We start from the raw sequence: 14143 nt of genomic DNA, 5'->3' as shown, positions 1-14143 counted from the left end.
CAGGTAACGCTAATCATAGGAAATAGGTCATTTAGAGGCGGGTTACAACACAATAGCGTGTCTGGAGTTCGTTAGAAATTCTAATGGTTGGAAAAAGAGGGAATAGCGTGTTCTGGATTCGTTAGCCGGATGTCCATCTTCCCACGGTACCATAAACGTATTACAATGAATGGAAATCACCTACATCGCACCCTGAAGGAGGGCCAAGAATGACGATTAATCCTATTCTAATGGACATTCCCAGTGAGTTCACCACCGATCGATTGCGTATCCGCATGCCCATGCCCGGCGACGGGAAAGCCTTGTATGAGGCCGTCCGGGCATCGTTGGAAGAGCTGAAGGACTGGTTACCTTTTGCCCAAAAAGAAATGTCGGAAGAAGAGGCGGAAATTGCTTTGCGCGAAGGTCATCTGAGGTTCCTGAAACGTGAGGATTTATGGCTGTTGCTGTTCGACAAGGACACGAATCAACTGATTGGTTCTTCGGGGCTGCATCGTATCAACTGGTACATTCCCAAATTTGAAATCGGTTACTGGATCGACACACGCTACAGCGGACAAGGGTATATGACCGAGGCGGTCGAGGGGATCGCACAATACGCGTTTAACGACCTGAAAGCGAAGCGGGTTGAAATCCGGTGCGACGCCTTAAATGTGAAGAGCCGCGCGGTGGCGGAGCGATTAGGATTTCCTTTGGAAGTCATCATGAGAAATGAAGGAATGTCCGCGGACGGAACAACAGTCAGAGATACGTGCGTGTATGCCAAAATCCAATGACTAAACAAATTAGCGGGGGCGAGATGAGATGGATGTAGTTGCTTTAGGTGAACTTTTAATTGATTTTACACCTTATACAGGTCCGCATGGATCGCTGTTTGAGAAGAACCCGGGAGGCGCTCCGGCTAACGTGCTGGCCGCCTTGGCCAAACAAGGAAAGAAGACGGCTTTCATCGGTAAAGTAGGCGAGGATCACTTCGGTCATTATCTGGAGGATATTCTGAGGCAAAACGGTATTTCTACAGAAGGGCTGGTCTTTTCCGAGACGGAAAACACAACGCTTGCCTTTGTAGAATTGGATGAGTCCGGGGATCGCAGCTTTACGTTTTATCGCAAGCCTGGAGCGGATTACATGTTAAGCTGGGAGGAAGTCAATCAAGATTTGATTCGGAGCGCCAGAATCTTTCATTACGGTTCAATCTCCATGACCCATGAGCCTGCCGCTTCAGCAACGTTAGCCGCGGTGAGACTGGCCAAAGAGCATGGTCTCCTGATTTCCTATGATCCGAACCTCAGGCTGCGCCTGTGGCCGGACCCGGAAACGGCTAAAGCCCGGATTCGGGAAGGTTTGCCTTATGCGGATGTGTTAAAGCTATCCGAGGAGGAAATGGAGTTTCTGACGGATGAACGCGATTTAAACGCGGGCACCGCCCGGATCCATAACGAGTTCGGCATTTCCCTGATCTGTGTAACGCGGGGGCCGGCGGGCTGCTTTTATCGGGCAGGAGCGTTGACCGGGGAAGTTCCCGCTTATGCCGTGGATGTCGTCGACACGACAGGGGCCGGCGACGCGTTTCTTGGAGGAGTGCTCGGCCGCCTGCTGGATGAGACGACGAATTTGCAACAGTTGACTGCCGAACAATACAAGGAAATCATCGCTTACGGAAACGCGACGGGTTCACTTGCGGCAACGTCCAGGGGAGGTATTCCTTCCATGCCGAGCCCTGAACAGGTCATGAATTTGATTTGTAAAAATTAAATAAAAGCGGACAAATTAGCCTTAGCCTGTTATGGATGTCCAAAATAAATCATAAATATTTTTCTAGGGATGCTTAAAAGTTGACATCTTGGGTTATACATAAATAACAAACAAACTTGTTAACATCCTAAAGGAGGAATTACACATGAGTTTCTTATGGGCATTAATTATTGGTGGTATTATTGGTTGGTTAGGCGGTCTTCTGGTAGGTCGTGACATTCCTGGAGGCATTATCGGCAACATTATCGCCGGTTTCATCGGCGCATGGTTGGGCGGCGCGCTTCTGGGTGACTGGGGTCCGCACATCGCTGGCTTCGCTTTCATCCCCGCTGTCATCGGTGCGATTATCGTCGTATTGATTATCAGCGCCATCTTGAAAGGTATGAGACGCGCTTAAGACAATCACAACTTTCATAACCTGCAGAAGAGCCCTGGGAGCATTCCATCGGAATGTTTCCAGGGCTCTTTCTATAGGATTAAGCGATTGTATTCTCCGCGGATGCCAGCGTTTGGCGAGTACTCATCAACCATAACGTGGACCAAATGAGCAGGAATCCGACGAATTGGCCAAGCGTTAACGTATAGCCGAAAGCCCACCAGTTAATAAACACGCCGACAGCAGGGAAGGCAAGCTCGGCGAGCGTGGCCATGGACGCTTTCGTGGAGGACAGCCCTTTATAATAGAGCAGCATGCTGAGCAAACCGGGAAAGAAGGCTTGAAACAGCAAGTTGACGATCAGAAATGCGATATTCGCTTCGCTGTTCAGGTGAAAAGCGTCACCGCTCGCCACCATAATCCCCAGCAACAGGGGAAGAGCTAACAGGAAACGCATCGCGGTCACAAGGTGAAAGCTGAAATCTTTTTGGAGCAAAAATTTCCCCATCACCGTCGAACCGCCCCACAGCATGGCCGCCATGATGGAGAACAGACAGCTTAGCGTGCCGAGATCGCTCCACCCTAAGTCAGGCAAGGCGAAACCGAACGTTAATAAATAAGTACCGATAATGGCTACAGCAATATAGGCGGAGAACTTAGGCGGTAACGCCTCTTTCAACAGAAAACGGGCTAACACAATCGCAAACAGCGGCTGAAGCTTCTGCAGCAGTAGCACCGCATTCGCATTGCCGTGCGCGAACGCTGAGGTGAACAGGATGGTGGCGACGGCCGAGCCGCCCCAGGATATAAAGAGCAGGGCGCCGATCACGGCGAGCGTAATCTTGCCGGCTAAAGCATGACGGTATTTCATAAACACAGGCACCGCGTAACAAGCCAATAATACGTGTTCAATGAACACAATTTGAGCGGAGGTGAAGCTCTTTAACAACAGAATCCGGAAAAGCGGATCCACTCCCCACAAGACGGCACCCAGCGCGACATACCAGATGCCGTTGATCCCGCGGATGTTGAACGCGTTGCCTGTGCCTTTCTTGCTGCCAATGACATTCGATGCGTTTGCCAATTCGTAACCTCCTAAAGGATGTATTCGAATTGAACCTTCTGTTGAAGTACAAAGCCCCCGCGGGATGAAGCATTCCGCAGGGGCATTGACAAACAAACTTGCAGTTCATTGAATAAATTCAATAAACAACAAGCTGTTATAACCTTCTCCCATCCGGACTTTCACCGTCGGCCTTGGAATTTCACCAAATCAGTCCCGGCTGTTACACCGGGAGTCGCGGGCTTAGACGCACGAACGCATCCTCACCGCCGGTAGGGAATTACACCCTGCCCCGAAGGTTCATATTCAGTTAAGTGAATAATATCACAAATAAACTCAAGATCACAACAGGCTAATTCTGGCCGCCCCACACTTCTTTCTCCTCGGACCGTTGGCGGAATGCGCGCGGGGAGGTGCCTTGCTCTCTTTTGAATAGAGTACAAAATTGCGCATCTGTGGAAAAACCGCACTCCATTGCGATGGAAGTCACGGACAAGTTGGAATAGAGCAGTAGCCGCCGGGCATTCTCCAGCCGTTTGTTGAGCAGGTATTGCATGGGGGAGAGGCCGAACTTGGTCTTGAACTGATGCCGAAAGTGGTCGGAACTGTAGCCAGCCATGGCCGCAAGACTTTCCAATGTCATCTTCTGGTTGAAATTTTCGTCCATAAAGTTGCGGGTGTACCCGAAGTTATCCTGGTTATGACCGAAATCCGCTGGCGCGGCCATCCGCAAATGATCGATGACGATCATGCTCATCAGGGCATTTAATTTATGGGTTTGGTAGGCTTGCTGCGACTGCATTTCCGTTAACATGTCTTGCAGTGAGCGCAGAACAGGGAGGTGAGTCATGTCGGCGTACAGCGAATTGCGAAGTAAGGGCAGCTCCTGGCCTTCCAGATGGAAACCTACACAAATTACGTTCGTATGTTCAAAACGTTGCTCGTCATGAGGCGTTCCTGCGGTAACGAGTGCATAGTGATTCGGGTGGTACTCGCGCTTTGTGTTCTCGATTTGTGTCTTGCCTGTACCCGAGGCATAGTAAACCAATTCATGACAACTGTGCTGGTGCAATCCGACATAAGTCGCGGCTGGCCGGGTTGCGGTAAACACAAAATCCACACGAGCAATCATATCTTCATCCCCAATCTTAATGATGCGTTATCTTAGCCAAATCCTATAAGTTAATAAGCCAAATCGTATAAATGAAATGTTGGATAATCCTTTAAAATTCTAGATAGTTACGAAGATCGCGCTTACAAGGTATAGCCATATCATAAAACGATTCCAGCAAGGAATCAACTGATGAAGGAGAAGTTTCAGATGAAAAAGCCACACATTGTAGTCATCGGAAGTCTGAATATGGATTTGGTGGTTTCCATGCAACGGATGCCGAAGACCGGCGAAACCGTCATGGGTGAAGGAATTCACACCATTCCGGGAGGAAAGGGTGCGAACCAAGCAATCGGTTGCGCGAAGCTGGGGGCGCAAGTCACCATGATCGGAGCCGTGGGAGAAGACGGCTTCGGAGACGCGATTGTCCGGCAGATGGAGAAGCACGGCATCGCTACGGATACGATTGCGCGGTTAACGGATACGTCGACCGGTACGGCTACGATCTTTCACACGCCGGAGGACAATTGTATCGTCATTGTGCCCGGAGCGAACGGGCATTGCACGCCGGCATCTATAGAAGGATACATATCGCTGATTCAGGGGGCGGATCTGGTCTTGGTCCAGCTGGAGATCCCTTTGGAAACCGTACGGGAGGCGTTGAAGTTAGCGCGTGAGGCCGGTGTGGCCACCGTGCTGAATCCCGCGCCTGCGCGTGAGCTTCCCGTCGAGCTGCTGGGCTTGGCCGATTACATTACGCCGAACGAGACGGAGTTTGAGGCGCTGACCGGGGAGGCCTATGCCTCCGAGGAAGCGTTGGAGGCGGGGATGCGGTGTTGGCAAGAGGCGAACGGGCCTAAGCTGCTGGTCACGCGCGGCAAGTTGGGTGTGTCGTTCTTGGAGCAAGCTGAAGGGGGTCTTCCCTTGGCTCAGCTGCGCACCGTTCCGGCGCCCGTGGTGGATGCCGTGGATACAACCGGGGCCGGCGATGCGTTCAACGCCGCATTCAGCTACTGTGTGGCAAGCGGGCATACATTGGAAAGCGCCGTTTCCTTTGCGGTGAAAGCAGCCTCTTTGTCTGTGACCCGGTTCGGTGCGCAGGACGGAATGCCTACCCTGGAAGAAGTATCTATATCATAGGAGGAATGTAAGGTGACGGATTTCCCTGTTTTGACGGATGCAAAGAGAATGGAGCGATTGGCCTATCCCGACCGCAAAATTCGCATGGTGTTGGATACGGATACTTATAATGAAATTGATGACCAGTTTGCGGTGATTTACGCATTGAAATCTCCAGAGCGGATGCAGGTGGAAGCCTTCTACGCCGCGCCGTTCTTTAATGAACTGTCCACGGGGCCGCGGGACGGGATGGAGAAAAGCTACAACGAGCTGGAGAAAATTTCAGGTTTATTGCCGGAAATGGGGGAAATGCCGATTTATCGCGGATCGGCAGAGTATTTGCCGGGGGCGGATACGGCTGTGGAAAGCGATGCTGCCCGTAACTTGGTTGAACGCGCCATGGCGTCGCCTGACGATGATCCCTTATATGTGGTAGCCATCGGAGCGATTACGAATGTAGCCTCCGCCATCTTGATGGAGCCGCGCATTGTGGAGAAGATCGTCGTGGTGTGGCTTGGCGGGCATGCTTTGCAATGGGCGGACACGAAGGAGTTCAACCTCTTTCAGGATATTCACGCCTCCCGTGTAGTTTTGGACAGCGGCGTGCCGCTTGTGTTGGTGCCTTGCTTCGGGGTGGCTTCGCATTTGCAAACGACTTTGTCGGAGATCAGAGAGTATGTGAAGGACAGCGGTCCGGCGGGCAACTATTTGTACGAAACGTTTCGGGATTGTTCCACGGATCATTTCGCGTACTCGCGGGTCATCTGGGATATCGCGAACATCGCTTATCTCAATAACGGGGATTGGACGCCGAGCGCGTTGGTTCACAGCCCGCGGTTGTCCGAAGATTTCCGGTGGAGTGTGGACACCTCGCGCCACTTGATCCGGTATGTGCATGCGGTGGACCGGAACGCTATATTCAGGGATTTGTTTACGAAGTTAAAGGGTTGACGTACGGCGGACTGCTAGAGATAGCGGTCTGTTTTTTTGATATGACAGAAAGTATTTAAAATATGGCGAAAAATAGAGTTTACACTTCTTTAGTGGGGAGGTTGATGCTTATTTGAACTGGTATGCTGGGTTATCCCGAAGGCTCAGTGGTGTGACAGAAGAGCTGGAATGCTGGGTTATCCCGAAGGCTCAGTGGTGTGACAGAAGAGCTGGAATGCTGGGTCATCTCGAAGGCTCAGTGGTGTGATCGAAGAACTGGAATGCCGGGTTATCCCGAAAGCTCAGTGGTGTGATCGAAGAAGGCAATGAAGTGATTTTTGTTTTTAGGTAACATGAGGGTTAATGTTTCTAGAGAAGGAAATATAAAATTGTAAAAAAAGGTTGTTCGTGAGTTAAGCAATCTGTTCATGTAAGCACATCGGTTTGCGTGAAATGAGTTGTTTATAAGTAACAGCAGGTGTACCTATGAACAGCCGAAATAATTTCGATACCGCGCGGTTCGCTTTAAACGAATGATTGATACGATAGGAGACTTCATCCAGATACGATTGTAAATGCTTGTCACTTACTCCGTAATAACGCTCGTTTATTCGAACAGGAACCGAATCGCAAATGATATTTATTGTGTCGCAAGCGTTATACTTTCTGTAACCGTAATGAACAAAAGGAACTCGGACCGAATGACTGACATGATTCTGAATGAAGTTGGAATAATCCCAATAACTAAGTTCTTTGTTAGGATGATGTTTCGGTATAAAAACATGCTTCAGCTTAATATAGGCAACTTCGCCAAAGTTAAGAGTGGCCCCTCCAACAAATGGCTGCTCATTGCGCATCGTCTTAAAGCCTTTAATATGGAAATTGCACGGATTGTACGCAGCTGAAATCACTTCGACAAGTCTGGTGAGCAGCTGCTCTGCATCTCCTTGCTGAATGGCATGGCGAAGTTTATGAAGGATCAACCAAGCCGTCTTATACGTGACTTCAATAATGGTTGATAGTTGCACCGCGTTGATTGAAGCTGAAGGGTTAGCAATGAGAAATAAAGCTTGAAACCATTTATGCAGCAAAGTGCGGCTTCCTTGCATAATCGTTCCCACGAGAAGGGAAGCTTGATACTTGCAGTTGCGGCATTCATACAGAGGTAGTCGACGTGTAGTGATAACATTGGCCTTAACGCACTCACACCGTGGGCATCGGTATCCGTTGGGCCACTTGGTTGAGATCAGGATTGACAGACATGAAGCCTCATCATGATACTTACGTCTGAATTGATCGAAAGTTACTTCATGAATAGACACCATCCTCACTCCCCTTGTGTATTACCGGAACACACGTTCTGTATATGTCATACAATACCAAACAAATGTTCTTATTACAAGTGTTTTTTTGAAAAGAACGGATATCATTTTTACCTGATTCTTCGGGATAACCCAGCATTGGGGCTTAAATGCATTAAATACTTGGCAGTTGAGCAGGAGCATGCAACATGATAAGCAATTGCCTATTCTGAGAGGCCACGATAAAGGTTTTCCTAGTGAGGTTGGGGATGCGCGCTCCGGGCTGGTTAATGTGCAAAAGTACACAAATCGCCCCAAGCAACTGTCTCGCGAGTGTTAGTGTGTATATGTACACAATCCTCGTGCGTGCAACTTGTAACGAATCAAGAGGGTTTTGCGTCTTACCGTTTAGGAACGGGGGATGTTTTTTGCGTACAAAAATAGTGATTGGAACGTTGGTAGGCATTATCGTTGTATTGGTTGGGGTGTTGTTCGTGACATGGATGTCGGACAGGAAGGATACTTCTAGAAGATCGATCCTGTATGATTTTGACGAAGCAGACGTAGATCGTTTAAACGAAATGGTCCATAGACATGCGAACCGAAAAGGGGACTATCTCATGCTAATTCCGCCTATTATTGATGGAGGATATTCAATTCATGATGTGCATTCAAACGGCAGGGTCATTACTTGGACAATCGACAACAGCAGAGATGGCATGAGCTCGGAGCGTGACAGGGGGAAACAAACATTCAACTGCCTCGGTATAAGCTTGCATACAGACAAGGAATTTTATAAGTACACGCTTGATGAATGCTATGATGGGTATGAAGGGTCTTTTACGGTTTTTTCAATCCGCAAGGATGAAGTGCTTAGGCGAAGTGTAAATAAATTGGGATTTAATAGGTTTTTCGATTAAAAAAGTTTATAAGATCTTCCCAAAACTGAAAGGAGCAAATCCATGTCTAATGTACTCAGACAACAATACGAATATCTCAGGTTAACCCGAGAAGTGCTGTTCGCGTTTCTGGAGGAGATTCCCCTAGAGAAACTGCAATATTCGGAGCCGGGTTCCGGCAGAGACAGCATCATTACACTCCACGTTCACGTGGCCGATTGTTACCGGAACTGGCTGGAGCGGTTCGGGCTTAAGCGTACAGTTGTATATGCAACGGATGAGGAAATTCAACAATATGATGTAAACCAGGTACGGGCTTGTTTTAAAGCTGTGGACGAGCTTGTTCTAAAGTTCATCGAAGAATTCGAGGACCGCTGGCAAGAAACGATCGAGAACCAAGTCAGATGGCAAAAAGAACCCTTCCGCACAACCCCGCTATGGCTGTTAACCCACACCGAGACTCATGAATTTCACCATAAGGGACAGATTGCATCCATGGCTCGGCAATTGGGCTATATTCCTCCGGACACTGATTTGGCGAGTCTAAATTTATAACCTTATTTGATTACATCTACACGTTCAAAAGGTACCGGGCCGCCTCCGTAATACGGTCGTACGTGCTTTTGCGAATATACTCCTTCTGGTCTAACTGCTGCTCATGTTCGCTGGCGGTGTAGTAGGCGTGGCATGCCCGGCGCGTAGTCGCGGTGCGATTGGTGGTGCCCCCGTGCCACACATGCGCGTTGAAAATCGCCACGCTGCCGGCAGGCGCCAGAATCAGCTGCTGATCCGGATGTTCACCTTGCGGATCGCTCATGTAGTCACCGGGCGAGCCTGCTTGGTGTTGTGTGCCGGGAACGACCCGGGTGGCGCCGTTATCGGCTGTGAATTCATCGATGAGCCAGATGGAATTGACCACATGGAAAGGCTCGCCCTGCGTCCTCGCACCCCAGTCCGCATGCAACGCTTGATGACCCTGACCTGGAACAGCATCCCGCGCATTCAGGGAAGATAGATTAAATTCTCTTTTCAGAATATGATAAACCCCCGCCAACACCTTCGGGTGGGTATACATCCGGTCGAATACCTCTCCCTTGTTTACCAAGTCGGCTAATCTCCGTGTACCGGTTTCCTGATGAACCTCCATCCCCGCCGACTGGCCTTCTCTGCGCATTAACGTTTCATAAGATTCGCGCACCTGATGAATCCAATCAGACTCCATAATACCCGTGAGCAACAGGAATCCTTGCTCGTCCAGTTGCTTCTTTTCCTGCTCCGTTAACGTGTGGTCCGTAACGTCTAATGATGTCAGCGCCTCTTCAATATTGCGAATGCCGTTAATCATAGTCATGCTTGACACGCTCCTTCTATTTGAGTGGATTCCTGATCTAATCTCATCATATAATGGGAAGGAGGCGCAGACCATTTCGATTGTTGCGCATCTTCCTATGGATTATTGCGATTTATATAAAGTAAGGTGGACCCTCCGATGGACTTATCCGTGATTGAAGAGCGCTCCAAACCCAAGGTCATCTATGCAGGTGTCATCCAGCGGCAGCCGGGCGATCCTTTCATATTTCCGTTGCATCGCCATGAGGATCATTCAGAGCTGCTTCTGATCCTGGAGGGCCGGCTTACGTTTAAATTGAACAATCTGGAGTATACGGTTGGTCCCCGGACGGTCATTTGTTATCCGGAAGGGGCTTGGCATGAAGAAGCTTCACGCGGGGAAGAAGGCTTCCATATGATGTATCTGGGCTTTTCCGGCTTGCAGCTGCAAGGATTGCCGCCGAATCATCTGGCTGACACCCAGACGTCCCCGGTCATTCCTCTGGCTGGTTTGGAGGGGCGGGTAAGGCATTATTTTGACCAAATATGGGAAGAACAGAACAGAATGATGCCTGAAGCACAGTGGATTTCGAATCAGTGGATGGGTACGCTTATCGGGACACTCTGCCGGCGGATGCATCACGATAACGCCAAGCATCAAGCACAAACACAAGATCATAAGCAGACGACAGATCCGGTAGCTTCAGCGAAACGTTACATACAAGAGCAATATCACGAACCGCTGACGCTGAAAGACCTTGCGAGAAGGACTTTTCTAAGCCCGCATCATCTGTGCCACCGATTTAAGGAAGAGACCGGAATCAGCCCTATTCAATATTTGATCCGTTATCGAATGGATGTGGCGAAGCAATACCTCACCCACACGGACTATCGAATGGACCGAATCGCGGATCTGGTCGGCTACCAAAGTGACACCTATTTTCAAAGCGCGTTCAAGAAGTGGACCGGTTTCACACCGGGCGAATACCGCAAATTACAATCGGAAACAGGGCTATAGCAGGATTGACATACTATTCCATTCGTTCTAATATAAACATACGCTTAATCTCTGGTCCGATGGATCATGAAGAGCGGGGGAACCATTACGTGGGGCGAATCATTCATGACCTGAATGTAGGGTACCATCTTACCCGAGTCCGTCAGCTAACCTCGTCAGCAGTAGATGGGTCTGATTAATGTTTAGTTGAACTCCGAGACCCTTGTTTTAAGGGTCTTTTTGCGTTTGAAACGACCCGTACGCGTGAACATAGATCGAATCCAGAACAGAAGGAGGCTTGCCTTATGGCTGAGGTGAAAAGGATAACAAATTTCGACAATTACACGATGATTCCCGAACCGGACAAGGAACAGCTCCGAAAGATTCAAGATAAGTTTAGTTACAGGTTAAACGACTACTATGTAAATCTGATTCAGTGGGAAGACCCGAAGGACCCGATCCGCAAGCTGTTAGTTACGCCTAGCGAGATCCTGTCCGAATACGGGATGATGGATGCGAAGGGATACAGCCTGGAACAGGCGCCGGGCTGCATGGTGATTTATCGAACCACGGCATTATTGAGTATCACAGAGGATTGCGGAGCAGAGACGTTACCTGGATTGAAATATATCGCAGCGAATACGGAAATCAACAGCGTCATTATTACGGGCGCGGACAGCTTCAGACCTGCCACGGAACGGTTGCACCAGCTGCTTAGCCGTCTGCGCGACATGAAGCATGTGCATGTGATTCGTCTGCGCACGAAGATGACGTCGTTCAATCCGAAGCGAATTTCGGAGGATATGGAGCTTCTGTACACGCTTCATGATTTCTCCACGCCGGAGCAACGAATTTACATCTCCAATCATGTAAATCACCCGCGGGAGCTTACAACGGACGCGATCCGGGCTTTCCGGGCGCTACATGACGCGGGGGTTATTCTCAACAACCAAACTCCGATTCTTAAGGGTGTCAATGATGATCCCGTTGTACTGGCAGAATTATTAGATAAGCTGTCCGGCGCGGGAGTAACCCCTTACGACTTCTTCGTCAACCGGCAGGTCAAGGGAAATCACGAGTTTGTACTTCCGCTGGAGGAAGTGTATCAGATCGTGGAAGAGGCCAAGTATCGGACTGTAGGTTCCGGCAAAGGGGTACGTCTTTCCATTAATCATCGATCCGGCAAAATGGAGATTATGGCGATTAATCAAGGGAAAGCATACTTGAAGTATTATCGGTCCCGGAATGACCAAGAGGGCATCCTCATTCTCGATTGCCCTCCGGGCGCCACGGAGCTGGATGAGCTTCAAAATGACGAGTTGGCTCGGCGGAAGCTTCAGCGCAATGCGGCAACAGAACCGCTCGCATCTGAAAATTCCGATTCAGAGACATCCTCTGAGATTGGGGTTCTCTAGAATTTCACGATTGCACGATCCCATGGGGATCATAAAGCAGCACATAGGTGTTGAAAGCACCGTTAATACATGGAAACGTCCGGACCCGCTTAAAGCCGAAATGTTCATAGAGTGAAGCGTTAAACTCCGTTTCGGTCTGCAGCACACAGAACGTTCCGCTTTCCCGGGCTTCTTGCAGAGCCGAATGAATTAATGGACTGATTTTCCCTTGTCCTTGATAGCGCGGATGAACAGCTACCGCGTCGAGGACCAGAAAATTGCGATGATGTTTATAGTAAGGATCGAGAGCTGAGGATAATTCCTTCAGCTCTTTTGCTTTCATATGAAACTGAATCGGGGAAACCTGCAGAAATACACGCGGTAAGCGAACAAGCAACTTGAGCGCAAGCAGGGGGAGCGAGTTCCGGGCGCGGATGGTCCCTGCTTTGCGTACACAAATAATACCTTCCACTTCATCCGAAGACACGTAAACGGTACCGACCGCATGGAGCATCTGGATCATGATCGGAAAGACCATGCTTAACACTTTGCGGCGCTTAACGGGCTCCGGAAATAAGTGAACAAACATCGGCGAATCCTTGAAAGCTTCCGTCAATGTGTCCCCCGCCAGACGGTGATGATGCTTCTGCATTGGCAATACGGCTTCGTACATATTGTCCTCCTATTCAACCCGAATTAACTCTACAGTTAAACATACTTGCCCGAGGCGAAATCTATGCCCGGCCACCCACCCGAAAATTTTGAACCATCTCCCGTATATAGCAGAAAATCGTTGAGTCTCCAGCCCTTATACTGAAAACAAATCAACAGGGAGGAGGCGGCCATCCCCTATGGAGGTCCCGAAAAGCACCACGACCGGCCATTCTCATCAACGCCGACAGCAACGCTCACGATCATCGATGGATTCATCCATAAAATTGAAACGCCCTGCCCGGCGAATTCTCAAAAATCTACGGGCCTACAAAGCGCTCTATCTGCTTCTGATCCCGGGCTTGCTTTACTTTACGATCTTTAAATACGTGCCCATGGGCGGCGTCATTATCGCGTTCAAGGATTACAACCTCACCGACGGCATCTGGGCAAGCGAATGGGTTGGGCTGGAACACTTTCAGCGGTTTTTTGAAGGCGTTTACTTTAAGGACATTATGACGAACACCCTGATTATCGCTTTTTACAAAATCGTATTCGGCTTCCCAGCCCCCATTATCTTGGCGCTCATGCTGCACAGTGTGAAGGCGGAATGGTTCAAGCGCTCCATTCAAACGATTACGTACCTGCCGCATTTCATCTCTTGGGTCATCATTTACGGGCTCATGCTCGCGCTGATGGCGCCGGGAGAGGGACTGTTTAACCTCCTGCTTAAGGAATACGGATACAATCCGATTTCGTTCCTTACGGAGTCCTCGTGGATCCGGTTCCTGCTGGTATCCTCGGATATCTGGCACGGCATCGGCTGGGGAGCCATCATCTACCTGGCGGCGCTCGCCGGCATTGATCCTTCGCTTTATGAGGCGGCTCAAGTCGACGGAGCCTCCCGCTGGCGCCGCTTGTGGCACATTACTTTACCGGGCATCCGCAACGTCATCATTCTGATGTTTATCCTGCGTTTGAGTCATATTCTCGATGTCGGCTTCGATCAAGTGTTCATGATGTCGAATATCTTCAACCAGGACCGCTCCGATGTTATTGACACCTGGGTATACCGTGTCGGTCTGCAGGAGATGCAGTACGGGCTCGCTACCGCGGTCGGATTGTTTAAATCCGTCATAGGCTTCGCGCTGTTACTGGGCGCCAATCGTCTGGCTAAACGCTACGACGGCCAGATCTGGTAACCTCTTATGAAAGGAG

The 14143-nt window shown here is 49.6% G+C and carries 15 protein-coding genes, 1 pseudogene and 2 riboswitches; of the genes and pseudogenes, 10 read left to right on the top strand and 6 right to left on the bottom strand.

Translation table 11 applies throughout. The features are described from left to right. Window positions 1-215 precede the first annotated feature (215 nt). The 3 genes from SY83_RS03495 (at window position 216) to SY83_RS03485 (ending at window position 2152) form a co-directional block, all read left to right on the top strand. A complete protein-coding gene (locus SY83_RS03495; protein WP_068610845.1) occupies window positions 216-776 on the top strand; it encodes a GNAT family N-acetyltransferase in 561 nt (186 codons plus the stop codon). A gap of 28 nt (window positions 777-804) precedes the next feature. Continuing rightward, window positions 805-1755 (top strand): PfkB family carbohydrate kinase, encoded by a 951-nt coding sequence (locus SY83_RS03490; protein WP_068604286.1) that lies wholly within the window; start codon window positions 805-807, stop codon window positions 1753-1755. Window positions 1756-1900: 145 nt separating this feature from the next. Next, window positions 1901-2152 (top strand): GlsB/YeaQ/YmgE family stress response membrane protein, encoded by a 252-nt coding sequence (locus SY83_RS03485; RefSeq protein ID WP_068604284.1) that lies wholly within the window; start codon window positions 1901-1903, stop codon window positions 2150-2152. 79 nt (window positions 2153-2231) lie between these two features. Here SY83_RS03485 and SY83_RS03480 read toward each other — a convergent pair whose 3' ends face one another. Together SY83_RS03480 and SY83_RS03475 are read right to left on the bottom strand one after the other, a co-directional pair. Continuing rightward, a complete protein-coding gene (locus SY83_RS03480; protein WP_068604283.1) occupies window positions 2232-3215 on the bottom strand; it encodes a DMT family transporter in 984 nt (327 codons plus the stop codon). A gap of 137 nt (window positions 3216-3352) precedes the next feature. Next, window positions 3353-3498, bottom strand: a riboswitch (FMN riboswitch). 48 nt (window positions 3499-3546) lie between these two features. After that, window positions 3547-4326: an AraC family transcriptional regulator gene (locus SY83_RS03475; RefSeq protein WP_082882289.1), complete on the bottom strand. Its 780-nt coding sequence runs from the start codon at window positions 4324-4326 to the stop codon at window positions 3547-3549. A gap of 189 nt (window positions 4327-4515) precedes the next feature. Between SY83_RS03475 and rbsK the strand changes: the two genes are divergently transcribed. Together rbsK and SY83_RS03465 are read left to right on the top strand one after the other, a co-directional pair. Then, window positions 4516-5445, top strand: coding sequence for a ribokinase (gene rbsK / locus SY83_RS03470; protein WP_082882288.1), 930 nt, complete (start codon window positions 4516-4518; stop codon window positions 5443-5445). Between the two features lie 12 nt (window positions 5446-5457). Then, window positions 5458-6375 (top strand): nucleoside hydrolase, encoded by a 918-nt coding sequence (locus tag SY83_RS03465; protein ID WP_231891365.1) that lies wholly within the window; start codon window positions 5458-5460, stop codon window positions 6373-6375. Between the two features lie 392 nt (window positions 6376-6767). Here SY83_RS03465 and SY83_RS03460 read toward each other — a convergent pair whose 3' ends face one another. Together SY83_RS03460 and SY83_RS23745 are read right to left on the bottom strand one after the other, a co-directional pair. Beyond that, window positions 6768-7475, bottom strand: coding sequence for a hypothetical protein (locus tag SY83_RS03460; RefSeq protein ID WP_231891364.1), 708 nt, complete (start codon window positions 7473-7475; stop codon window positions 6768-6770). 72 nt (window positions 7476-7547) lie between these two features. Next, a pseudogene (locus tag SY83_RS23745) lies at window positions 7548-7679 on the bottom strand (transposase); the annotation flags it as partial. Window positions 7680-8083: 404 nt separating this feature from the next. On the opposite strand from SY83_RS23745, the gene SY83_RS03455 reads away from it, so the two are divergent. Together SY83_RS03455 and SY83_RS03450 are read left to right on the top strand one after the other, a co-directional pair. Beyond that, complete coding sequence (locus SY83_RS03455) at window positions 8084-8575, top strand: DUF4362 domain-containing protein (protein WP_068604281.1); 492 nt, start codon at window positions 8084-8086, stop codon at window positions 8573-8575. A gap of 42 nt (window positions 8576-8617) precedes the next feature. Then, on the top strand, window positions 8618-9109 hold the full coding sequence (locus tag SY83_RS03450) for a DinB family protein (protein ID WP_068604279.1): 492 nt from the start codon (window positions 8618-8620) through the stop codon (window positions 9107-9109). 16 nt (window positions 9110-9125) lie between these two features. Here the strand turns inward: SY83_RS03450 and SY83_RS03445 are convergent, their stop codons facing one another. Continuing rightward, window positions 9126-9905 (bottom strand): phytanoyl-CoA dioxygenase family protein, encoded by a 780-nt coding sequence (locus tag SY83_RS03445; RefSeq protein WP_197479955.1) that lies wholly within the window; start codon window positions 9903-9905, stop codon window positions 9126-9128. 138 nt (window positions 9906-10043) lie between these two features. On the opposite strand from SY83_RS03445, the gene SY83_RS03440 reads away from it, so the two are divergent. Then, window positions 10044-10901, top strand: coding sequence for a helix-turn-helix transcriptional regulator (locus SY83_RS03440; protein WP_068604277.1), 858 nt, complete (start codon window positions 10044-10046; stop codon window positions 10899-10901). 31 nt (window positions 10902-10932) lie between these two features. Further along, window positions 10933-11077, top strand: a riboswitch (cyclic di-AMP (ydaO/yuaA leader). Window positions 11078-11185: 108 nt separating this feature from the next. Next, on the top strand, window positions 11186-12295 hold the full coding sequence (locus SY83_RS03435) for a hypothetical protein (protein WP_068604275.1): 1110 nt from the start codon (window positions 11186-11188) through the stop codon (window positions 12293-12295). Between the two features lie 4 nt (window positions 12296-12299). Here the strand turns inward: SY83_RS03435 and SY83_RS03430 are convergent, their stop codons facing one another. Next, a complete protein-coding gene (locus tag SY83_RS03430; protein WP_068604273.1) occupies window positions 12300-12947 on the bottom strand; it encodes a GNAT family N-acetyltransferase in 648 nt (215 codons plus the stop codon). Between the two features lie 178 nt (window positions 12948-13125). Here SY83_RS03430 and SY83_RS03425 point away from each other — a divergent pair, with 178 nt between their 5' ends. Further along, window positions 13126-14127, top strand: coding sequence for an ABC transporter permease (locus SY83_RS03425; RefSeq protein WP_407944610.1), 1002 nt, complete (start codon window positions 13126-13128; stop codon window positions 14125-14127). The last annotated feature ends 16 nt before the right edge of the window (window positions 14128-14143 follow it).

The sequence above is a fragment of the Paenibacillus swuensis genome, assembly GCF_001644605.1.
In the GTDB taxonomy this organism is placed as follows: domain Bacteria; phylum Bacillota; class Bacilli; order Paenibacillales; family DY6; genus Paenibacillus_N; species Paenibacillus_N swuensis.
This window is presented reverse-complemented; position numbering and strand designations above follow the sequence as displayed.